Here is a 21,410-nt window from a genome sequence, read left to right as displayed (position 1 = left end):
GAGAATGCCTCGCGGGGCCGCCGTCGTCCTGTCAGCCTCGGCGCGCCCCGGGAAATGCGAATGCCCGCACCGTGCGCGGTGCGGGCATTCGGCGTGAAAGAGATTCTCAGGACAGCGCTTTGGCCTTGAGCGCCTCGAACTCGGTGGCGGAGATGGTGCCCTCGTCGAGGAGCTTCTTCGCGTCGGCGATCTGAGAGGCGGGATTGGTGCCCGCTGTCTCCCGGATGTATTTGGTCTCCGCGTCCTGGAACTGTTTGGCGGCGGTGGCCGAGCGGGCGGCCATGCCGTTGCCGCGCGCGATCAGATAGACCAGTGCGGTGAGCAGGGGAAGGAAGAACAGGAAGACGACCCACACCGCCTTGACCCAGCCGGAGGTCTCGTGATCCCGGAAGAGGTCGGTGATGATCATGAACAGCAGGATCAGGTAGGCCACGAAGGCGAACGTGGTGAGGATGAGCCAGAAGACGTCCCAGAAATCCATGACGTGAGTCCCTATCTAGTTGGTTAATTCATGGCTACGTGACTGGTCGTTTGATTGAAACATGTGCATCGGGTCGATGTAAGGGGTCTTCGCTGCGAGTTTGAGCGTCGCCGGACCCGTTTTGCGTGACACGATTGCCGGATGATGGTGCTTGCTGATGGGTTGCCAAATGTGCAGCCCGAGCCCATGGTGTCGCTGTTCTGGATCGCCCTGGCCGCCGTGCTCGCGCCGCTGGTGTCGCGGCTGCTGCGCGGGGTGGTGCCGGCCGTGGTGCTGTTGCTGCTGGCCGGGGTGGCGACCGGGCCGCACGCGCTGGGCTGGGCGGGGACCGCGGGCGGGGTCGACCTGCTCAGCGAACTCGGGCTCGGGATGCTCTTCCTGCTGGCCGGGTACGAACTCGATCCGAAGCTGCTGGGCGGGCGCTCGGGGCGCACCGCGTGGTTCACGTGGTGCGTCAGCGCGGTCGTGGCCATCGCGCTGGTGACCGCGTGGGCGGCGGACGCCGACATCACCGCGCGGATCGCGGTCGCCATCGCCATGACCTCCACGGCGCTCGGCACCCTGCTGCCGATCGTGAAACAGGATGGGCTGCTGGACAAACCGCTGGGGCGCGCGGTGCTGGCGCACGGCGCGGTCGGTGAGCTGGCGCCGGTGCTGGCGATGTCGGTGCTGCTCACCAGTCGCAGCGTGGGCGCGGCCCTGGTGACGCTCGTATTGTTCCTGCTGGCAGCGGCTTTCATCGGCCTGGTGCCGCAGCACATGCTGGACCGGGTGCCGAGTTTCGGCCGGCTGCTCGGCGAGTCGAACAGCACCGAGCAGCTGCCCGTACGCGGGGTCTTCCTGCTGCTGATCGTGCTGATGACCATCGCGGAGGTGTCCGACCTGGATGTGGTGCTGGGCGCCTTCGCGGCCGGGCTGATCCTGCGCAGACTGGTCGCGGCCGGGCATCCGCAGGTCGAATCCTCGCTCGAGACCATCGGTTACGGGGTGCTGATCCCGATCTTCTTCGTCGTCTCCGGGATGGGCATCGATATCGGCGCGGTGGCCGGGGAGCCGCTGCTGTGGGGACTGTTCGTGCTCTCGATCGCGGTGGCGCGGGGTGTTCCGGTCCTGTTGAGCGAGCGTTTCATCCAGCACGGCGCGAACCTCGCCGACCGGCGCGAGCGCGTGCAGCTGGCCCTGTACGCCGCTACCGGTCTGCCCATCATCGTCGCGGTCACCAACGTCGCGACGAGTAGCGGGCTGATGCCGCAGGATCTGGCGTCCACCTTGGTGGCGGCGGGCGCTACGACCGTCCTGCTCTTTCCCCTGCTGGCCCGGCTGCTGGGGCGCGAGACCGGCGCGCCGAAAGCGCTGGGCGCGTGAGCTGTTCCACCGGGCGATCCCTGTCCGGACCGCGTGCACGCCGCAGTGCCCGTCGGCCGCCCGTCGCCGCACCCTATCCGGGCGCGATGTGGCGGTCGGATCCGTGCCCCGCGAACCCATCGACCGGGGTAACTATCGCGTCGTATCGGAGGCCGGTGCCGGCCGCGCTGCCGGGCGGAGAGGAGTTCGGGTGCTGCATCTGCGGGTGATCTGTCCGGGCGAGGTGACCGAACGGGCCATGGCGCTGCTGGCGGAGGACCCCGGAACCACCCACCTCACCCTCGACCGCGGGGCCGCGGTCGAACCCCGCGGCGATCTGATCCAGGCCGACGTGGCCCGGGCCTCGGCCAACGAGATGCTCGCCGCGCTGCGGGCGCTCGGCGTGGACCGAAGCGGGAGCATCACCTTCGTGCCCACCGGGACCGTGCTCTCGGCGGCGGGCGAGCGGGCGAGGGCCGGAGCACCCGGGCGGCCCGATCAGGTCGTGGTGTGGGAGCAGCTGCTGAGTCAGGTGCGCGAGGGTTCCCGGTTGACCCCGACGTTCCTGGCGTTCCTGAGCATCGCGTTCCTGCTCTCGGCCGTCGGGGTCACCACCGCCTCACCCATCACCCTGGTGGGCGCGATGGTGGTCGGACCCGAATTCCGGCCCCTCGCAGCGCTGTCGGTGGGTCTGGTGCGCCACGACCGGCGGCTCGTCCGGCGTTCGCTCGCCACCCTGGCCATCTCGTTCCCGGCCGCCATGGCGATCACCGCGCTGTCCACCCTGCTCTGGATTCGCCTGGGCTGGCTCGGCAACGGGGATGTGGCCAATGCCCGGGGTTTCGACTTCATCTACGAGGTCGGTCCGTTCTCGCTGGTGGTGGCGCTGCTCGCGGGCGCGGCCGGCATGCTCGCGATGGTGACCTCCAGCTCGGCGGTGCTGGTCGGGGTCTTCATCTCGGTCACCACCGTCCCCGCCGCCGGGCTGGCGGTGGTCGCCTCGATCGCGGGCAAATGGCATGTCGCGGCCAGCTCGCTGGGTCAGCTCGCGGTGAATCTGATCGGCATCGTGCTGGCGGGGGTCATCGTGCTTTTGCTGCGGCCTCGCGCGGCGGGCTGATCGGATTTCGGCTGTCCGGGGCCGGGCACAGTGACGACGACCGCGGTCAGCGCATGGGTACGCCGACGTCGCTGCCGCCCTCGCGGGTCAGGCGCGCGCGGACCTTCACCAGCGATGGGGCCGGTGCGAAGCCGCCCGCGAAGAGGGCCTCGCCCTGGCGGAACCAGGGGGAGCGGTCGAGCAGGGCGGAGGGTGCGTAGCCGAAGTAGGTGCCGAGCTCGGCCAGGTCGGTCGGCGAGGTCATCTTCATCAGGGCGAGGTTGTCGCACTGGGACAGGATGCCGGGGTGCACCTTCGAGGGGCGCTGGGTCGAGAGCAGCAGCCAGAGGCCGAATTTGCGGCCCTCGGCGGCGATTTGGATGAGGCGCTCGCGCACCGCGATCGCGATGGGGGAGTCCAGGCGCGGGGAGGCGAGGTTGTGCGCCTCGTCGATGACCAGCAGGACCGGGCGGCGTTCCTCGCGGCGCGCCCAGAGGTCGTCGAGCAGGGCGAGCGCGATGACCAATTGCTGTTCGGGCGTGGAGAATCCGCCGAGATCGAGAACGGCCACGTCGGGGCGCTCCGCCACCACGTCGGTGACCGGCGCGTCGCCCAGCGCCCACACCTCCCAGTCCAGCAGGCCGAGATTCTCCACGCGCTGCCCGAGCCTGCGCTGCGCGGGATTGTCCGAGGCCAGCAGTCGCGGGCGCACCTCGAACAGCTCCCCGGATTCCATGACCGTGCGCAGATGGATGAGTTCGTTGAACTCCTCGCGATCGATGATCGGATCTATCTGCAGGATGGCGGCTTTGGAGGTCAGCGGCAGGTCCAGGAAACGCGCGCGCAGCCGCGCGCCGGGTGCGGCGTTGGGCCGCAGGACACGAATGTCCCGCTCGCGCAGGGCGTTCGCGGTCGGCCCGGTCGCGGCCGGGTCGACCTCGCCCAGGCGCACGAAGTCCGAGTTCGGATCGAAGATGACCACCGGCAGCGCGGTGTGCGCGATGAGCTGTTCCAGTACGACGCCCAGGGCGTAGGTCTTGCCCGACCCGCTCTGCCCGCACCAGAAGGTGTGCCGGTTGAAGCGCTGCGGCAGCAGCCGGGCGGGCCCGCCCGGCTGGGTCAGGTTCACCCCGACCTCGAGCATGGCCCCGGTGGTGTCGTGCAGGGCCTGCACGGTCGCGGTGTCGGCGCCCTCCACACTTCCGGTAGCGAAAGAATGGCTGGAGCGGGTGTCGATGCCCTCGTCGGTCAGTTCGCCGACGAGGCGGCCGCGCAGTCGCACGGGAGTGGTCTCCGAGCGTTCCTCGATGAGCGCCAGCTGCCTGCGCTCGGCGCTGACTATCACCACCAGCGATCCGGCGACGAAAGCGCTGTCGGACGCGTCCCCGACAACGAAGGATCGCCCGTCGTCGGAGCGCGCGGACAGGGCGGAGGCGATGGTGATATCGGCGGGCATGCCCTCGATACTCGCACAGTCAGCGAATCGACAGCTATCTCTGTCCGGTGGCCCGGCTCGCTCCGTGAGCGGCCCGGCCGGCGATGATCGCGCCGATCACCGCCGGCCCGGTTTCGCGCCGGGGCTCAGGCCCAGGGCACCCGGCAGGCGTCCTGGCTGAAGCCCTGATCGGTGATGCCGAGCGCGAAGTAACTCCGGGCCCGCGAGTTCTCCAGGCCGATCTGATAGGTCAGTTCCATGAGCCCCTCCGCGCCGAAGCGCCGCTTCAGGTCGGTGACCTGCTCATCGGTGACGGTCGGCGGGGTGGCGGTCATGGCCGCCGCGTAGGCGACGGCGGCTCGTTCGTCGGCGCTGTAGGCGGGGGAGGTGGCGTAGTCGTCGATGTGGCGCAGGCGGTCGATGTCGAGGCCGGAGAGACGGCTGAGCATCGTGCCGAAGTCGACGCACCAGGAGCACCCGACCGTGCGAGCCACGTAGAAGACCGCTATCTCGCGCACGCTGTGCGGCAGGACGGTCGACGCGCGTTCGACCATGCCCTCGTGCATCGAGGCGGCCAGGAACAGGCGGGGATGGTTGGCGGTGACGGCGAAGGGCTCGGGAACCGTGCCGAAACGCCGCTTCATGTACCGGTACGCGAGGCGGATCAGCGGTCCGGCCTGCTGCGGGGCGACGGCGGGGAGGCGGGTGGCGCTCATGGGGTCTCCTACGAATCCGAGGATGCTGCTACCCCTTGGACGAGGCGGCCCCGCGAGACGTGACGGGGGCGCGGTATGCGCTGCGTCACAGGATGATTCACCTGCTGTGTGCGCTGTCCCGGCCCTGCCGGGCCGTGCGTGGTCGGCCGGCCGGGGCAACGCGAACTCGTCGTTATTCGGCTATGTCGCAATCGGGAGCCGGTGACGATCGGCCGGGGGCCGGTCGCGCCCTGATCGGGAGTCCTCGTTGACTCCCCGGGTTCGCCGTTGAACCTTTACTCCGTTACCCGTAATTCGGTGTGTTCACCACACCTGTTACGACGGCGCGCGGGCCCGGAATTCATCGCGGCGGGCGATTTCCCAGGCCGCGGGCGGACTTGCCGCGCCGGGGGAAACGGAAGGTGAGATCGTTGGGCTCGGGCACCCGGGTGCGCTCGCGCGGGGCCACCAGGATCAGGGCCGCGCCGAGTGCGGGCAGCAGCAGCACGCTCAGCAGGCTCAGGGTGAAGCTGACCCCGCCCATGGCCTCTGGCTTGTGGAATGCGTGATAGATCAGGTGCGGGACGCCGAAGACCAGCCAGGCCAGGCCCGCGACCCGGGCCAGCAGGCTGTCCAGGAACCACAGGGCCGCGGCGGTGACCGCGCCCAGCGCCAGGAAGAACGCCCCGACGTCGCCGGTCAGATGATGGTTGTAGGGCCCGTCCGGCTGCACCCAGCGCATGCCGAAGCCCGGGAAGCTCGTGTAGAACGAGTGTGGTGCGAACGTGGCCCAGAGTCCGGTGAACAGGGCCACGGCCAGCAGCACGCCGAGGATGATCTGCACCGCGAGCCAGCGCCGGCGGTTCACGTCCAGGCGCATGCGCACCCGTAGTCCGTCGCCCGTGCCGTGCAACGAGATTCGCATCGACTCTTCCCCTCCGCCGCCGAATCACCAGGTGGTGCAACGGTAATTCGGCGGCCGGACGGGAGCAAGGGTCAGGCGGTCAGACCTTCTCCATGACCATGTCCTCCGGGCCCCAGTAGGCCCGCATCTTGGTGATCTTGCCCGCGTCGTCGAACTCCATGATGTCGATCGGGGTCAGCGTCATGCGCTGATCGCCGAAGTAGCTCACCAGGGTGAAGTAGGCCGAGGCGTGATTGCCGTTGACCTTCACCGCGTGCAGTTCGGTTTCCTTGTTCTGAGCGTGCTCGAGCGCGGCGTACAGCTCGCGGATCGCGGCGTGCCCGACCCGGGTCGGGGTCCCGATCGGGTCCTCGACCGTGGCGTCCTCGGCGTAGAGCGCCACGATTTCATCGGTGGCGCCCGCGGCCACCAATTTCACATACTGCTCGATAACATCGCGAGGCTGCGCCGCCATGGATTCTCCCGGGTAAAAGTGAAACGTGTTCCACTTCGGAGCGTAGCAGCTGCGGGCCCCGATCCGGCCCGGGAGATTCACTCTCCGGGACGGTCCCGGTGACCGGCGCGGATCTCAGTGCCGGACGCGCTGTGCGCCCGCGTAGACGTTCATCGATTCCCCGCGCAGGAACCCGACCAGGGTGAGCCCGGCCTCGGCGGCCAGGTCCACCGCGAGCGAGCTCGGGGCCGACACCGCGCCCAACAGCGGGATGCCGGCCATGACGGCTTTCTGAACCAGTTCGAACGAGGCCCGCCCGCTCACCATGAGCAGCAGATCGTGTGCCGGGATGCGGGATTCGCGCAGTGCCCAGCCGATGAGCTTGTCCACCGCGTTGTGCCTGCCGATGTCCTCGCGCACCGCGAGCAGGGTGCCGTCGGCGGTGAACAGGGCCGCGCCGTGCAGCCCGCCGGTGGCGTCGAAAAGCGCCTGGCCGGAACGCAGTTGGGTGGGCAGCGTGGCCAGCGTGGCGGTGTCGACCAGCGGCCCGTGCTCGGGCAGCGGAAAACGGGTGCGGGTGCGGACCTCGTCGAGAGCGGTCTTGCCGCAGAGCCCGCAGGCGCTGTTGGTGAGGAAATTGCGGGGCTTGACCGCCGCTGCCGGGCGCGGGTCGCTGAACTGCACGTCCAGCACGTTGTACGTGTTCCGGCCGTTCTCGTCGGTGCCCGCGCAGTAGCGGGCGGTCCGAATGTCCCGCGCGGATTCGATGATGCCCTCGCTGAACAGGAACCCGTGGATCAGGTCGATGTCCGCGCCGGGGGTGCGCATGGTGACTGTCAGTGCCTGGCCGCCGGTGCGGATCTCCAGGGGTTCCTCGACCGCCAGGGTGTCCGGGCGGTCGACGGTTCCGGTGGGGGAGATGCGCAGGGTGCGGCGGCGGGCGGTTACTCGGCTCACGATGTCCTGTGGGTATGGCGTTCGAGGCGGACGGTGACGCCCTTGGAGACAGGGGTATTGGAGCGCCGGGCCACATGGTCGAGGGGGACCAGCGGGTTTGTCTCGGGGTAGTAGGCGGCGGCGTTGCCGCGCGGGGTGGCATAACCGACCAGGCGGAAGCCCTCGACGCGGCGTTCGGTGCCGTCGCTCCATTCGGAGATCACGTCGACGAGATCGTCTTCGGCGAAACCGAATCGGGCGATGTCCTCCGGGTGCACGAGCACCACGCGGCGGCCGTTGTGGATGCCCCGGTAGCGGTCGTCCAGGCCGTAGATGGTGGTGTTGTACTGGTCGTGGCTGCGCAGGGTCTGCAGGATCAGCCTGCCCTCGGGCACCGGCAGCCAGTGCAGTTCGTTGGCCGCGAAATTGGCCTTGCCGGTGTCGGTCCGGAACTCGCGGGCGTCGCGCGGCGGATGCGGCAGCTGGAATCCGTTGCGGCCCCGCACCTTCGCGTTGTAGTCCGCGCAACCGGGCACCACCGCGGCGATGGCGTCGCGAATGGTGTCGTAGTCGCGCTGGAACCGTGCCCACGGCACCGGGTGGTCCGGCCCGAACAGCGCCCCGGCGAGTTCGCAGACGATGGCGACCTCGCTGCGCAGCTCGGCGCTCACCGGGGTCAGGCGGCCGGTGGACAGGTGCACCATCGACATCGAGTCCTCGACCGAAACCTGCTGTCGCCCACCGGCCTGCACGTCCTCGTCGGTGCGGCCCAGGGTGGGCAGGATGAGCGCGGTTCGCCCGTGCACCAGGTGGCTGCGATTGAGCTTGGTCGAGACCTGCACGGTGAGTTCGCAATTGCGCAGCGCGGCCTCGGTGACCTCGGTATCCGGTGTGGCGGAGACGAAATTGCCGCCCATGCCGAAGAAGACGCGGCCGCGCCCGTCGCGCATGGCGCGGATCGCGTTGACGGTGTCCCAGCCGTGTTCGCGCGGGCTCTCGATGCCGAAGCGCGCGTCCAGGGCGTCCAGGAAGGCGTCGGGCATCTTCTCCCAGATGCCCATGGTGCGGTCGCCCTGCACGTTGGAATGCCCGCGCACCGGGCATACGCCCGCGCCGGGCTTGCCGATCATGCCGCGCAGCAGGAGCAGGTTGGTGGCCTCCTCGATGGTGGCGACGCCGTGCACCTGCTGGGTCAGGCCCATGGCCCAGCAGATGATGACGGCCTTGGATTCGGCCAGCAATGCCGCGGTGCGGTCGAGGTCGGCGCGGCTCAGGCCGGTGGCCTGCTCGACGACGCCGAGATCGACCGCGCGCATGTGCTTTTCGTAGTCGGCGTAGCCGGCGGTGTGTGCGTCGACGAAGGCCCGGTCGACCACCGTGCCCGGGGCGCGGTCCTCGGCCTCGAACAGCAGTTTGCCCAGGCCCTGGAACAGCGCCATGTCGCCGCCGAGGCGAATCTGCAGGAAGTCGTCGGCGATGGTGATGCCGCCGGCCAGTCCCCTGACCGTCTGCGGGTCGCGGAAGCCGATCAGCCCGGTCTCGGGCAGCGGATTGACCGCGATCACCTTGGCGCCGTGGGCTTTCGCCTCGCCGAGCGCCGAGAGCATGCGCGGATGGTTCGTGCCGGGGTTCTGGCCCGCCACGATGATCAGATCGGCCTTCTTGAAGTCGTCGATCGTGACCGAGCCCTTGCCGATGCCGATCGACGCGGTCAGGGCGGTGCCCGAGGACTCGTGGCACATGTTCGAGCAGTCGGGCAGATTGTTGGTGCCGAAGCTGCGCACCAGCAGCTGGTACAGGAACGCGGTCTCGTTGGCCGTGCGGCCCGAGGTGTAGAACACCGCCTCGTCGGGGGAATCGAGGCCGTTCAGCGCGTCGGCGACGATGCGGTACGCCTCGTCCCAGGCGATCGGCGAATAGTGGGTGTCGCCGGGGCGCAACACCATTGGATGCGTGAGCCGGCCCTGCTGGCCGAGCCAGTAGCCCGACTTGCCGGACAGCTCCGCGATCGAATGCGCGGCGAAGAACTCCGGGGTGACGGTGCGCAGCGTCGCCTCCTCGGCGACGGCCTTGGCCCCGTTCTCGCAGAACTCCGCGGGGCGGCGGCGGCCCGTCGGCTCGGGCCAGGCACAGCCGGGGCAGTCGAAACCGTGTCGCTGATTGACCCTGGCCAGCGTGCGCGCGGTGCGCACCACGCCCATTTCCTCGACCGCGTGCTCGAGCGCGATCGCCACCGCCGGGAAGCCCGCGGCCTCGGTTTTCGGCGGTGTGACGGTCAGCGCGGCCTCATCGATGTCCTTTTTCGGCGCGGCACGATGCATGGCGACCATTCTCCTCTGCGGCACGGCGATGGACCGGTCAGGTCCTACGCATCGTATGCCGGGCCGCCCGGGCGGTCCCGGCCGAGATCACGTGTGTCCGGCGAAGACGGCCGCGAGTTCGTGCCGGGAGGTGAGCCCGAGTTTCGGATAGGCGTTGGACAGGTGATAGCCGACGGTGCGCGGGCTCAGGAACAGCTGTGCGGCAATGTCCTTGTTGGACAGGCCGGTCGCGGCCAGCTGTGCGGTCTGCAGCTCCTGCGGGGTGAGGCGGGTGAGCAGGTCGCCGCCGGATTCGGTGGCGCGGGTTTCGCCGGTGGCCCGGAGTTCGGTTTCCGCGCGCTCGGCCCAGGACAGCGCCCCGAGGTGGCGGAAGGTCTCCGCGGCGGTGCGCAGCGGGCCGCGGGCGTCGGCGCGGCGCTGCCTGCGGCGCAGCCATTCGCCGTAGAGCAGTTCGGTGCGGGCGCGATCGAAGGCGAACTCGGTGTCCCGCCGATGGGCCGCCAGCGCCGCGGTGAAATGCGGTTCGGCCGCGTCGTCGGCCGCCAGCAGGGCGGCGCAGCGCAGCGAAATCGCCTGTATCCAGGGCTGATCGATGTGATCGGACCATTCGCGGTACCAGGCGTACGGTGCGCGGGCCTGCTCGAGCCGGTCCGTGCGGTGCGCGGCTTCGACCAGGTCGGGGATGCTGGCGATGGCGCCGTGCCGGTTCGCGCCCGCGAGCAGGGCGGTGAGCCGGTCCACGGCCGCATCGGGGCGGCCCAGCCCCAGGTCGAGCAGGCTCAACGCCGCGGCCGCGTGCACGCTGCTGGGCGCGATGTCGCGGGCGAGCGGTGCGGCGGCGTACTCGTGACAGGCCTGTTCGTCGCCGCGGATCGCCGCGAGCAGGGCCAGGGTGGCGGACTGGTAGACCTCGATGGCGCGCTGACCGGTTTCCCGGGCCAGGCGCAGGCCCTCGTTGGCGGCGGTGCAGGCCGCGGTGGGGTGGCCCAGGAGCAGTTCGGTGCGGGCCTGCCAGCGCAGCGCGTGCGTAAGCACCCCGATCGCGCCGCGCCGGCGGCAGTCGGCGGCCAGGGCGGCGGCGATGTCCCGGGCGGCCGCGGGGTCGGCGAACAGCACGTGCCAGTGCGCCATCTGCACCCGCTCGGCGAGCTGGTCGGGATCGACGGTGTCGAGCAGGAAGCGCAGTGCGGCAATGCCTTCGGCGCGCTGCGCGCCCGGATTGAGGACCGCGACCAGATCGGCGAGGGCGCGCACCCGGGCGGCGTTGGGCACCGCGAGCGCCTCGGCGCGCTCGGCCGTCAGCGTCACGGCCGGCAGATCGCCCGCGCCCCAGGCCGCGCGGGCGGCCTGGAACAGCAGGTGACCGGCCAGCGCCGGATCCCGGTCGATCACGAATCCGGCCGCGGCGCCGGAGGATCGGTAGGCCTCGCGCGGCTCGTCCTGCTCCAGCGCGATCTCCGCGCGCAGGGCCGTGAGTGCGCCGAGCGCGGCCGGATCGGTGGTCAGCGCCATGGCTTCGTCGGCTGTCGCGGCGGCCTCGGTGAGCAGTCCGGCCTCCACCAGCGCCTCGGCCGCGACGGTCAGGCGCCGCCCGCGAGCGCGGGGGTCCGGGCTCAGCTCGGCCGCGCGCCGGGCCGCGCCGGCGACCTCGCTCAGCCCGCCCCGCCGCCCGGCCCGCTCGGCGGCCGCCTCCAGGGCGAGCGCCACGGCCTCGTCCGGCCCGGTGGCCGCGGCCGCGCTGTGCCAGGCCCACCGGTCCTCGCATCCGGGCCCGGCGAACTCGGCCGCCAGCGCCCGATGGGCCTCGCGGACCCGTGCGGGCTGTGCCGAATCCAGCGCCGCGGCCCGGATCAGCGGATGCGCGAAGGTGATTCGCCCGTCGCGCAACCGCAGCAGCCCGGCGGATTCGGCCCGCGCGAGGTCCGCCTCGGCCCGCGCGAGGTCCGCCTCGGCCCGCGCGAGGTCCGTTTCGGCCCGCGCCATATCCGCTTCGGTTCGTGCCGGATTTGCTTCGGTTCGTTCCTGGTCCGCTTCGGCCCGCGCCGGATCCGTCTCGGTGGCGCCGGTCGCGCGCTGCCTTCCGGTACCGAGCGCGAAGCCCTCAGTTGCGTGCGAAATCGCTTCGGCGGCGGGGGTATCCGTCTCGGTGGAAGCCACCGGGGCGGGCGGATGAGTCGGCAGCCACGGACTCGGCCCGTGCGCTTCGGTGGGTGCTGCCGTGCCGACGGGTACCGCGGTGTCGATCGGTCGCTCATCGGAGTCGGTCATGGCACCGAGGGCGCGGGCCGATCGTTCATCGGAGCCGGCCACGGCGTCGAGGGCGCGGGCCGGGTGTTCGGCGGCGGTGTTCAGGCGGCGGGTGGCGGCCAGGATCACGGCGGTGTCGCCGGAACTGTCGGTGGCGGCCACCAGCAGCAGGGTGCGGGTGGGGGCGGGGAGCTGGGCGATCCGGTCGGTGAAGGCGCGCTGGATGCGGGTGGGGATGGGCGCGGTGTGCTGGAACGGGGAGGCGTAGCGGCTCTCGGCGCGCTGGACGGTCGGCAGCACGCGCAGTGCGAGCGGGTTGCCGTGGGATTCGCGCAGCAGCCATTCGGTGGCGGCGGGCGGCAGCGTGCCGTGCGCGGCGGTGAGCAGCTCCAGCGCGGCGGTGGCGTCCAGGCCGGTGAGAGTCAGTGTGGTGGCGGGCAATTCGCCGAGTTCGGGGAGGAGGTCGTCGCGCACGGCGAACACCAGCAGCAGGCGTTCGGCGTCGAGGCGGCGGGCCACGAACTCGAGGGTCCGCAGGGTGGCGCGATCCAGCCACTGGGCGTCGTCGATCAGGCACAGCAGGGGAGCGTCCTCGGCCAGTTCGGCGAGCAGGGTGAGGGTCGCGACCCCGACCAGGAAGCGTTGCGGTGCAACCGATTCACCCGAGTCCAGGGCCGCGCGCAGCGCCTGCGCCTGTGCTTCGGGGAGCCGGTCCAGCCCGGCGCGGGCGCGGCCGAGCAGCAGGTGCAGCCCGGCGAAGGCCAATTCGGACTCGGTCTCGGTGCCGGTGACGCGCAAGACGTGGAAGCCGGCGGCCAGTTCCGTGGCGCGTTCGAGCAGTTCGGATTTCCCGACGCCCGCCTCGCCGCGCAGCACCGTCACGCCCGCGCGCCCGCGCTCCGCCCCGGCCAGTTGACCGGCCAGGACGGAGAGCTCGGGAGCGCGGCCGTAGAACACCCCGCGACACTATCGAATTCGGATACGTGACCCGCGACACATCACGCGCCGTAGGGCCGCAGGGCGCGGGCCTCGCGCAAAGCCTCACCCCACCAGGCGATCTGGTCGAGCATGGTTTTCGCGGCGGCCGCGGCGGCCGGGTCCAGGGCCGCGCCGTCGGGGCCGAAGCGCTCCCACGCGCCGTGGAAGCTGACGGTGTCGCGCACCGTCACCGCGTGCAGCTCGGCGAACACCGGGCGCAGGTGCTCGACCGAGCGCAGACCGCCGGCGAGGCCGCCGTACGACACGAAGCCCACCGGCTTGGCCTGCCACTGGGTGTAGTGCCAGTCGATGAGGACCTTGAGCGAGGCCGGATAGCTGTGGTTGTACTCGGGCGTGACGATGACGAACGCGTCCGCCGCGTCGAGCCGATCGGTGAGCGGCTGCATGGCGGGATCGGGGTTGTTGCGCAGCACCGCGTCCAGGGGCTGCTCGGCCAGGTCGATCACGTCGACCTCGAAATCGCCGTGCGCGGTGGATTCACCGGCGAACCAGTGCGCGGCCGTGGGGCCGAAGCGGCCTTCGCGGGTGCTGCCGATGATGACGGCCAGGCGCAGGGGAGTGCTGGACATGATGACCTCCGGGGATCGGCGGCGGCTGGAATCGCCGCTCGGTGACGTCCTGAACGCTATGGGCGGCCGGTGGTCGCTCGCCTCTGTCGATGTACCTGGTTCGGTCTGTCGATGTACCTGGTTCGGGCGGGGGCCGATACCTGGGCGGCCCGGCCCGGCACACCCTGGTCATTCGACAGAGGCGGCCCGGACCCGGCGATTCCTAACGTTCTCGGTATGAAGACGACCTTCCGGACCCGCGGCCCAGTGGCTCGGGCACAAGCCGCCCCGGGCGGGGCACATACCGCGACCATCGACACCGCCGCGCCGGTGGGGAGTACGTCTGCGTCGACAGGGAGTACCGCTGCATCGGCGGGAAGTACTGCTGCGTCGGCGGGAAGTACTGCTGCGCCGGCGGGAAGTACTGCTGCGTCGGCGGGAAGTACTGCTGCGTCGGCGGGAAGTACTGCTGAGTCGGCAGGGACCACCGCTGTGTCGTCGGAGAGTACTGCTGTGTCGGCGGGGAGTACCGCTGCGTTGGCGGGGAGTGCTGCTGCGTCGGCCGGTACGACTGCCGTGCGCACCGCGAGTCTGGCCGCGACTGCCGCCGTGGTGATCACCGCCTCGATCATGACGGTGCTGGACATGACCATCGTCAACGTGGCGCTCAACATTCTGGCGACCACGTTCGAGACCTCGCTGGCCACGATCGCGTGGGTGGCGACCGCCTACACCCTCGCGCTGGCCACGGTGATCCCGGTAACCGCCTGGGCCATCGGCAGATTCGGCGCCAAGCGGCTGTACCTGGGCGCGATCGCGCTGTTCGCGTTCGGCTCCCTGCTGACCGGGCTGGCGTGGAACGTGCCCTCGCTCATCGGGTTCCGGATCGTGCAGGGGCTGGGCGGGGGCATGATCATGCCGATCGGCATGACGATCATGATGCGGGCCGCGGACCCGGCGCGCATGGGGCGGACCATGGCGCTCATGGGAATTCCGGTGCTGGTGGGGCCGCTGGCCGGACCGGTGCTGGGCGGCTGGCTGATCGATCAGGCGAGCTGGCGCTGGCTGTTCCTGATCAATCTGCCGGTGGCGGCGGTCGCTCTCCTGGGAGCGCGGCGCGTGCTGGCCGGCGACCCGCCCGCACCGGCCGCGAAGCTGGATCTGCCCGGGCTGCTGCTGTTGTCGCCGGGTCTGGCCGCGCTCATCTACGGCGTGGCCACCGGCGGTGAGCACGGCGACTTCACCGCGCTCTCGGCGCTGCTGCCCACCGCGGCCGGCGTCGCGCTCATCGCGGGGTTCGTGATCCGCTCGCGGCGGGTGCCGCGACCGCTCATCGACCTGGACCTGTTCCGGCACGGGCCGTTCCGTTCCGCGGCGCTGACCCTCGGGCTGTTCAACGCCGCCTACTTCGGCTCGATGATGCTCGGGCCGCTGTACTGGCAGGTGGTGCGCGGGCAGGGGGCGACCGAGGCCGGGATCCTCGGGATCCCGCAGGTGCTGGCGACCGGGATCACCATGCAGATCGCGGGGCGGCTGGTGGATCGCATGCCGCCGCGCAGGCTCGTGCTCGGTGGAATCACCGTGGCCGCCACCGGATTCGCGGCCATGACAACGCAGATCCACGCCGACACCGAATACTGGCGGATCGCGCTGGCCGGGGTGGTCATGGGCATCGGCGTCGGCGCGACGATCATGCCTACGATCACCACCGCCACCAGGTCGCTGCCGTCCGCGCAGATCCCGGCCGCCAGCACCGCCGTCAGCATCGTGCAGCAGATAGCGGCCTCGATCGGCGCGGCGCTGATCTCGGTGCTGCTGAGCAACGCGCTGGTGCGCGAGGTGCCCGGGGCGGGCCTGGACACGCTGGCGCACAGGGTTTCCGGCGACCCCGCTGATCTCGCGGAAACCCTGGCAGGCGCCTTCCGGAGCACCTACGGCTGGGCGGTGCTGGTTCTGACGCTGGCGTTGCTCCCGGCGCTGCTGCTGCCCCGCGGGCGCGCCGCGGGGAAAGCGGAGGAGGCCGCCGCGCGATGACGGTCCGTGGACCGCGGGCCGAGTGGAGATGACCGCGCCGTCCCCCCGAACTTGGGGGCGGAGATCCGGGCCCGGTGTGTGAACGCGCACCGGGTCTTTCGCGATTCATGAGCACGGACTCGAGCGGACGGCTGCCGGGTTCACATGCTGTTCGGGCTCGGGAACCGGTGTGTAACGCCCGGGTGAGAAGACGCCGCGGTCGTGCTCTCGGGCCTTACCATCGAACCAGCGAGGTTACGCCGGATGGACATACGCGAATATTTCGGTCCGCCCGCCGGAGCAGGTTTCCGGTACGTGAAAGCCGCACGCCTCGCACGCGTTTCGAACCACGCACGCCGAGTCCTCGCCATCGTGGTCGCACTCCTGGTCATCGGCGTGACAGGCGGTCTCGGGACTGCTGATCCGGCTCCCGCCGCCGCGCTGCCCGCGACGCTCGCCGGGTCACCCCTGCTCATTTCGTCGCCGTTCCTCGCCGAAATGCCGCTCGCCCAGCGTGATCCGGCCGTCACCGATACGAGCGAGCCCGCCCCGGCCGAACCTCCCGGCGTCGCGGGCGGGGACTGCGGCGGAACGGGATGCGGGGGCGGCACCCACGACGGTGGGGGCACACAGGACGGTGGGGGCACACAGGACGGCGGGGGTACCCAGGGCGGCGGGACCGACCGCTGCTTCGACAGCGGTGGCTGCGGCAAACCGGGCGAGTACTGCGCCGACGGCACGGTGAAGCCCGCCACCGGCTGCCCGGTCACGAAACCGGAGCCCAAGTATTGCCCCGACGGCTCGCTGCAACCCGACAGCGGAATCTGCCCTGCCACCACATGTCCGGACGGTTCGGCCAAACCGAGCGGCGGTGAGTGCCCGGCGACGACATGTCCGGACGGTTCGGCCAAGCCGCGCAGCGGCAAGTGCCCCGCCACCACGTGCCCGGACGGTTCGACGAAACCGAGCGGCGGTGAGTGCCCCGCGACGACCTGCCCCGACGGTTCGACGAAACCTGCGAGCGGGGAATGCCCGGCGACGACGTGTCCCGATGGTTCGGTCAAACCGGCGAGCGGTAAGTGCCCGGCTACAACGTGTCCCGATGGTTCGGCCAAGCCGAGCGGCGGCGAGTGCCCCGCGACGACGTGTCCGGACGGTTCGACGAAACCGGCGAGTGGTGAGTGCCCGGCGACGACGTGTCCCGATGGTTCGGCCAAACCGAGTAGCGGCAAATGCCCCGCCACAACATGTCCGGACGGATCCGCCGCACCCACCGGTGGTGATTGCCCGGCGGGAAAGTGTCCCGACGGGTCGGCTCGTCCGGCCGACGGGCAGTGCCGGGTGGACGCCGGGAGCGGCGGGGGCAACCCCGGATCCGGTGGTGGGCGGCCCGATTCGGGGCCGGGCGTGACCACCGAACCGGGCGTGACGCCCGAACCGGATCCGGTCCCGGCCACGCCGGAGCCGGGCGCGGGCAATCCGACCACCACCGGTGGATCGAATGACGTATTCCCGGCGGGCACCGGTTTGGAGTTGAATCCGCCCGCGGTGTCGCCGGGTGCGCCGGTGGCCGTGGCCGGGCGCGGCTGCGATCCCGGTGCGCGGGTGCAGGTTTCGATCGGCGGCGCGGCCGTCGCCGATACCCGCGCCCGGGCCGACGGCGGCTTCGACACGACCCTGACCACCGGCACCACCGAGATCGGCCACCACGACGTGACCGCCGAATGCGGCCCCAAACTGGCGGCCGCACTGGACGTGGTGCTGGTCAGCGAGGTCGGGGGCGGCGCGGCGACCGCGACCGTCCTGCTGTTCTTCCTGCTCATCGGCGGCTGGTTCTACGGCCACCGCCTGGTATCCCATCTGCCCGCCCGGAGGCCCCGATGACCAGTCTTCGCCTCGCCCCCGCCGCGGCCGTCCTGCTGTGCCTGGCGGCCTGGTTCGCGATCGCGCCCGCCGTCGCGGCCGGTCCGGTCCGCGCCACGGCGACCGTCGACGGACGGGACATCGCGGGCGCGAACGCCCGGGACCCGGTGCGATTGGAGCCGTCGACAGTGGCGCTGGTGGTCGTGGAGGTCACGAACGAGTCCGCGGATCCGGTGACCGTGCGGCGCGTGGACCTCACCGGTCACGTGCTGGGCCTGAACTTCTTCTCGTACTCGACCTCGGTCGAATTGACGGTGGCCGCGGGCGCGACCGGCAAGCTCACCTACCGGCTCGATCCCGCCGGACTGGGCGGGCAGGCCACCGGACTCATCGGCTCGGACATCACGGTCATCGGCGCGGACGGCGAACCCGTCGCGACCGTGCCCACCGTTGTCGACGTTCGCGGCTCGCTGGTATCGGTGTACGGCCTGTTCGGGATCATCCTGACGGTGCTGACCCTGCTCGCGATCGCCGACGCGGCACTGAGCGTGGCGCGGCACCGGCTCGCGGCCAACCGCTGGCAGCGCGGACTGCGGGTGCTCGCGCCGGGCATCGGGCTCGGGCTGATGATCGGCTTCACCGCCTCCATCGCGCGCTGGTGGGTGCCGGCCACCTCGCTGTGGCTGGCCCTGGCCGGCGTCACCGCCACGATCTTCTTTCTCGCGGGCTACTTCTCGCCGACCCCGCGCCGCCCCGACTACCTCGGATTGGACGCGGAGGATCTGGCCGCAGCCCGCGAGCTCGACGCCCAGGGTTTCACCGCCGACGCGTCCGGCCGAGATTCGGCGACCGTGTCCGGCCGAGATTCATCGCCGGCGTCAGTCCGAGATTCGGCGCCCGCGTTCGGCCGCAATCAGGCCGCCGCGGGCGGTTACGACGCGCGCGGTTACGCCGCGGGCGGTCATGACGGGGGCGGGTACGACGCGCGATTCGCCTCCGTGGGAGCGGGATTCGCTTCCGGACCCCGGGCCGACGACGGTCGGGAGACGGAATTGCTCGGCGGCGGGCAAGGACGTGTCGCCCCGGGAACGGAGGCGGGGTTCGCCGATGGGCCGCTGCCCGGTGGATCCGAGGAGTCTTCGCCCGGTCGCTCCGGCGGCCCGATTCCCGCCGAGTTCGACAATGCTCCCGTGGCCCGCCCACTCGCCTGGTCGACAGAACCGGGCGTGGGTCCCGGCGGTGGCCCACCGGCCCCGCCCCGGCGGTGGGGTTGGCAACCGGCGCCGAACGACGAACCGACGCAGGTGGTGAGCTCGCGACCCGTACTCCCCAAGCCCGCTGCGGAACAGCTGGATTCGGCAGCGCCCACCGGCACGGCGGCCTTCGATCCACGGAAACCTGCTGTCGTGCGGCCGGATTCGTTCGACGAAACGGGCGAGACGACAGTCGGCCGGAGCGAGCGGCAGCCGGACGCCGCCGCGTCGGCCGCGCGGGATGCGGGCCGCACCCCCGATACCGGCGACGAGCCGACACAGGTGGTCGGACAGCCGCTCGACGTGCGTAAACCTGCTGTCGTGCAGCCGGACTCGTTCGGTGCCGAGGGTGAGACGACGATCGGCCGGAGCGATCAGCACGGCTACGCCGGCGACCCGGCCCACCTCGGCGATCACGGGTCGAACGCGCGAGGTGTAGCCCGCGCAGCCGGCCCCGGCGACGAGTCGGTCGGGCGGGATGCGAGCAACGCCACCGATCCCGCCGATGAGCCCACGATCCGCACCTCGCCGCGCATCCAGCGCTTCCGGCCCGGCGGAGTGGCCGGATGAGCGTGCGGGATCTGAAGCAGGGCGACATCGCCCGGGTGCGTGCGGCGCTGCCCGGGTACGAGGTGGGCGGGCAGATCGGGCGCGGCGGGTGCGGGGTGGTGCTGGCGGGCACGCATCGGGGGCTGGCGCGGCGGGTGGCGATCAAACAGATCCCGCCGCAGTTCGCCGGCGACACCCAGGTGCGGCGGCGGTTCGTGGCGGAGGCGCGCGTGATGGCCGCGCTGGATCATCCGCACGTGGTGCCGGTCTACGACTACATCGAGCACGAGGACATGTGCCTGCTCGTGCTGGAGTTCCTGCCCGGCGGCACGGTCGAGAATCGTTTCGTCACGGCGGGTTTCGAGGCCACCGCCGCGGTCGCGGTGGCGCTGGCCTGCGCGGCGGGGCTGGACGCGGCGCACCGGCACGGTATCTTGCACCGCGACGTGAAGCCGTCGAACCTGATGTTCGCGGCCAACGGCACGCTAAAACTCACCGACTTCGGCATCGCCAAGATCGTCGGCGGGGAGGAGACGCTGGTGACGCGGGCGGGCGACATCGTCGGCACCCCGTCCTACATCGCGCCGGAACAGGTTCGCGGCGAGTCGCTTTCCCCCTCGACGGACGTCTACGCCCTGGCGACCATGCTCTACCAGCTGCTCTCGGGCGTCCTGCCGTTCCCACCCGGCACCGACGCCATCGCCATGCTCTTCGCCCACGCCTACGGCGACCCGATCCCCCTCACCCACGTGGCCCCCGCCGTCCCGCAACCGATCGCCGACGCCGTGATGCGGGGCCTGGCCTCCGACCCCGCCGACCGCTTCGACACCGCCGAGTCCTTCGGCATAGCCCTGGCCGAGCCCGCGGCCCACTGCTGGGGCGCCCACTGGCTGACCCCCGTGGGCATCCCCCTGATCGGCGCGGACACCATCGTCGCCGCGGCCACCGGCGGCCGCCTCCGCCCACCCACCCTGCCCGCCGCACCCCCGCCCACCCTGCTCAATCCCGCGACGCCCCCGCGCCCCCACACCCCGCCGGTAACCGGCCCCGGTGCGCAAGGCCCCTACCCCAGGCAGGGTGGAGCTCCCTCCGGGCCGCAGGGCGCGCACCCCAGCTCGGAGGGCGCACGTCCCGGTCGGCAGGGCACACATGCGGGATCGCAGGGCGCCCGTCCCAGCGCGGGCGGGGCGAACGCCGGCCCGAAAATCGGCCCCCCGGAACACAACTCACCTCCGGCCCCGACGATGCTCAATCCGGCGACCCAGCCCGGCCCGCACGGTGCGGTTTATGGCCCGGGGACCGGGGCAGACCGCACCCGCGATTCCGCACCGTCCGCCGAGCCCGAAACCAGAGCCCTCCAGCAGAATTCACCCCCGGCGGCGACCGTGCTCAATCCCGCCGTCACGTCCGAACCGACACGGGGTGCCGCGCCACAGTTCCCGTCCCCGCGTGTAGCCCCGGGAGCCGGTCTCCCCGGCGAACCGCCGACGAGGGTCCTGCGGCAGGACCCGGGTGCCGTGCCGACCACGGTCAATCCCGCGACCCCGCCTCGCCCGTACGGTTCGGTGCCGAACCCGCCCGCGTCTGGCCGAGGCCAGGGGCCGTCCGATCGCGGACCGCGTAGCGACCCGAAACAACCTCTGCCGCCGCATCGTTCGTCGGCTGCGGAGACGATGCTCAACCCGGCGGCCGCACGCGGAGGGGATTCATCGGGCGGGGCTGAGGATCCTGCGCGGCGGGGCTTCTCGCACGGCTCTTCCGGTGACGCGGAGACTCGGCTCGATCCGGCGGGGCCTTCGGTGCACGGTGGATCGAATGCCGCAGGGGCAGGGGGTTTCGGAACGCGGTCGCCCGCGGGGCACTCGCCGCAGCAGGGCGCCGCGCGAGTCCGGCCGCCCGCGGGGTTCAGTCCCGCCGCGGGACAGCCCGATCCGCGGGCAGCTGGTCCGGGTGTGCGGACCGGGCGGCCCTGGGATCCCCGGCAGGCCGGTGACCCCGCGGGGTTCGGGCGGCCCGGTCAAGGAGGCGGTCCGCAGCCCATTCCCGGTGCCGGAAGCGGTGAGCCGCGGCAGCGGCCACCGGTGTCGTCGCCGGAGACCGTGGTGCGGCCCGCCACCCCGCTGTGGCCGGGGCGGCGGGACGACGATCGGGAGCAGCGGGGGGCGACCACGTGGCGGGACGACGATCGGGAGCAGCGGGGGGCGACCACGTGGCGGGACGACGATCGGGAGCAGCGGGGGGCGACCACGTGGCGGGACGACGATCGGGT

15 protein-coding genes are annotated in these 21,410 nt (G+C 71.4%); 6 read left to right on the top strand and 9 right to left on the bottom strand.

Annotation, left to right across the window (positions count from 1 at the left end; genetic code table 11):
- Positions 1 to 106: 106 nt before the first annotated feature.
- Positions 107 to 481, bottom strand: coding sequence for an SHOCT domain-containing protein (locus ABZ319_RS30330; protein WP_354989933.1), 375 nt, complete (start codon positions 479 to 481; stop codon positions 107 to 109).
- 144 nt (positions 482 to 625) lie between these two features.
- Here ABZ319_RS30330 and ABZ319_RS30325 point away from each other — a divergent pair, with 144 nt between their 5' ends.
- Both ABZ319_RS30325 and ABZ319_RS30320 read left to right on the top strand, forming a co-directional pair.
- Positions 626 to 1,846 (top strand): cation:proton antiporter, encoded by a 1,221-nt coding sequence (locus ABZ319_RS30325; protein ID WP_354989935.1) that lies wholly within the window; start codon positions 626 to 628, stop codon positions 1,844 to 1,846.
- 190 nt (positions 1,847 to 2,036) lie between these two features.
- Complete coding sequence (locus ABZ319_RS30320) at positions 2,037 to 2,945, top strand: DUF389 domain-containing protein (protein WP_354989932.1); 909 nt, start codon at positions 2,037 to 2,039, stop codon at positions 2,943 to 2,945.
- Positions 2,946 to 2,991: 46 nt separating this feature from the next.
- On the opposite strand, the gene ABZ319_RS30315 is transcribed toward ABZ319_RS30320, so the two are convergent.
- From ABZ319_RS30315 to ABZ319_RS30280, 8 genes are all read right to left on the bottom strand, one after another.
- On the bottom strand, positions 2,992 to 4,380 hold the full coding sequence (locus ABZ319_RS30315) for an ATP-binding protein (protein WP_354989931.1): 1,389 nt from the start codon (positions 4,378 to 4,380) through the stop codon (positions 2,992 to 2,994).
- 125 nt (positions 4,381 to 4,505) lie between these two features.
- On the bottom strand, positions 4,506 to 5,075 hold the full coding sequence (locus ABZ319_RS30310; RefSeq protein ID WP_354989930.1) for a carboxymuconolactone decarboxylase family protein: 570 nt from the start codon (positions 5,073 to 5,075) through the stop codon (positions 4,506 to 4,508).
- A 340-nt stretch (positions 5,076 to 5,415) separates the two neighbouring features.
- Positions 5,416 to 5,979: a hypothetical protein gene (locus tag ABZ319_RS30305; protein WP_354989929.1), complete on the bottom strand. Its 564-nt coding sequence runs from the start codon at positions 5,977 to 5,979 to the stop codon at positions 5,416 to 5,418.
- 79 nt (positions 5,980 to 6,058) lie between these two features.
- On the bottom strand, positions 6,059 to 6,433 hold the full coding sequence (locus ABZ319_RS30300; RefSeq protein WP_354989928.1) for a nuclear transport factor 2 family protein: 375 nt from the start codon (positions 6,431 to 6,433) through the stop codon (positions 6,059 to 6,061).
- A gap of 114 nt (positions 6,434 to 6,547) precedes the next feature.
- Positions 6,548 to 7,369, bottom strand: coding sequence for a formate dehydrogenase accessory sulfurtransferase FdhD (fdhD, locus tag ABZ319_RS30295; protein WP_354989927.1), 822 nt, complete (start codon positions 7,367 to 7,369; stop codon positions 6,548 to 6,550).
- Entirely contained in the window at positions 7,366 to 9,669 is a 2,304-nt protein-coding gene (locus tag ABZ319_RS30290; RefSeq protein ID WP_354989926.1) for an FdhF/YdeP family oxidoreductase, read from the bottom strand. Before ABZ319_RS30290 ends, fdhD begins: the two co-directional genes overlap by 4 nt.
- 87 nt (positions 9,670 to 9,756) lie before the next feature.
- Entirely contained in the window at positions 9,757 to 12,873 is a 3,117-nt protein-coding gene (locus tag ABZ319_RS30285; RefSeq protein ID WP_354989925.1) for an AAA family ATPase, read from the bottom strand.
- Between the two features lie 41 nt (positions 12,874 to 12,914).
- Positions 12,915 to 13,484: an NAD(P)H-dependent oxidoreductase gene (locus ABZ319_RS30280; RefSeq protein ID WP_354989924.1), complete on the bottom strand. Its 570-nt coding sequence runs from the start codon at positions 13,482 to 13,484 to the stop codon at positions 12,915 to 12,917.
- A gap of 555 nt (positions 13,485 to 14,039) precedes the next feature.
- Between ABZ319_RS30280 and ABZ319_RS30275 the strand changes: the two genes are divergently transcribed.
- The 4 genes from ABZ319_RS30275 to ABZ319_RS30260 form a co-directional block, all read left to right on the top strand.
- The gene (locus tag ABZ319_RS30275) at positions 14,040 to 15,497 is read left to right on the top strand and encodes a DHA2 family efflux MFS transporter permease subunit (protein WP_354989923.1); all 1,458 of its coding nucleotides are present in this window, start codon (positions 14,040 to 14,042) and stop codon (positions 15,495 to 15,497) included.
- 1,386 nt (positions 15,498 to 16,883) lie between these two features.
- On the top strand, positions 16,884 to 17,360 hold the full coding sequence (locus ABZ319_RS30270; protein ID WP_354989922.1) for a hypothetical protein: 477 nt from the start codon (positions 16,884 to 16,886) through the stop codon (positions 17,358 to 17,360).
- Positions 17,357 to 19,162, top strand: a complete 1,806-nt coding sequence (locus ABZ319_RS30265; RefSeq protein WP_354989921.1) for a hypothetical protein — start codon at positions 17,357 to 17,359, stop codon at positions 19,160 to 19,162. The genes ABZ319_RS30270 and ABZ319_RS30265 overlap by 4 nt, the downstream gene beginning before the upstream one ends.
- A partial coding sequence (locus ABZ319_RS30260; RefSeq protein ID WP_354989920.1) for a protein kinase occupies positions 19,159 to 21,410 on the top strand: 2,252 nt, incomplete at its 3' end. The genes ABZ319_RS30265 and ABZ319_RS30260, both read left to right, overlap by 4 nt.

This window comes from Nocardia sp. NPDC005978 (assembly GCF_040614455.1).
Lineage (GTDB): Bacteria > Actinomycetota > Actinomycetes > Mycobacteriales > Mycobacteriaceae > Nocardia.
The sequence above is the reverse complement of the archived record's forward strand: the minus strand, read 5'-3'. Positions and strand labels throughout refer to the sequence as shown.

Bases quoted from the DNA above. Each gene is read 5' to 3' on its own strand.
- ABZ319_RS30290 (WP_354989926.1), bottom strand. From the start codon at position 9,669: ATGCATCGTGCCGCGCCGAAAAAGGACATCGATGAGGCCGCGCTGACC.
- ABZ319_RS30280 (WP_354989924.1), bottom strand. From the start codon at position 13,484: ATGTCCAGCACTCCCCTGCGCCTGGCCGTCATCATCGGCAGCACCCGC.
- ABZ319_RS30310 (WP_354989930.1), bottom strand. From the start codon at position 5,075: ATGAGCGCCACCCGCCTCCCCGCCGTCGCCCCGCAGCAGGCCGGACCG.
- ABZ319_RS30300 (WP_354989928.1), bottom strand. From the start codon at position 6,433: ATGGCGGCGCAGCCTCGCGATGTTATCGAGCAGTATGTGAAATTGGTG.
- ABZ319_RS30330 (WP_354989933.1), bottom strand. From the start codon at position 481: ATGGATTTCTGGGACGTCTTCTGGCTCATCCTCACCACGTTCGCCTTC.
- ABZ319_RS30325 (WP_354989935.1), top strand. From the start codon at position 626: ATGGTGCTTGCTGATGGGTTGCCAAATGTGCAGCCCGAGCCCATGGTG.
- ABZ319_RS30265 (WP_354989921.1), top strand. From the start codon at position 17,357: ATGACCAGTCTTCGCCTCGCCCCCGCCGCGGCCGTCCTGCTGTGCCTG.
- ABZ319_RS30315 (WP_354989931.1), bottom strand. From the start codon at position 4,380: ATGCCCGCCGATATCACCATCGCCTCCGCCCTGTCCGCGCGCTCCGAC.
- ABZ319_RS30305 (WP_354989929.1), bottom strand. From the start codon at position 5,979: ATGCGAATCTCGTTGCACGGCACGGGCGACGGACTACGGGTGCGCATG.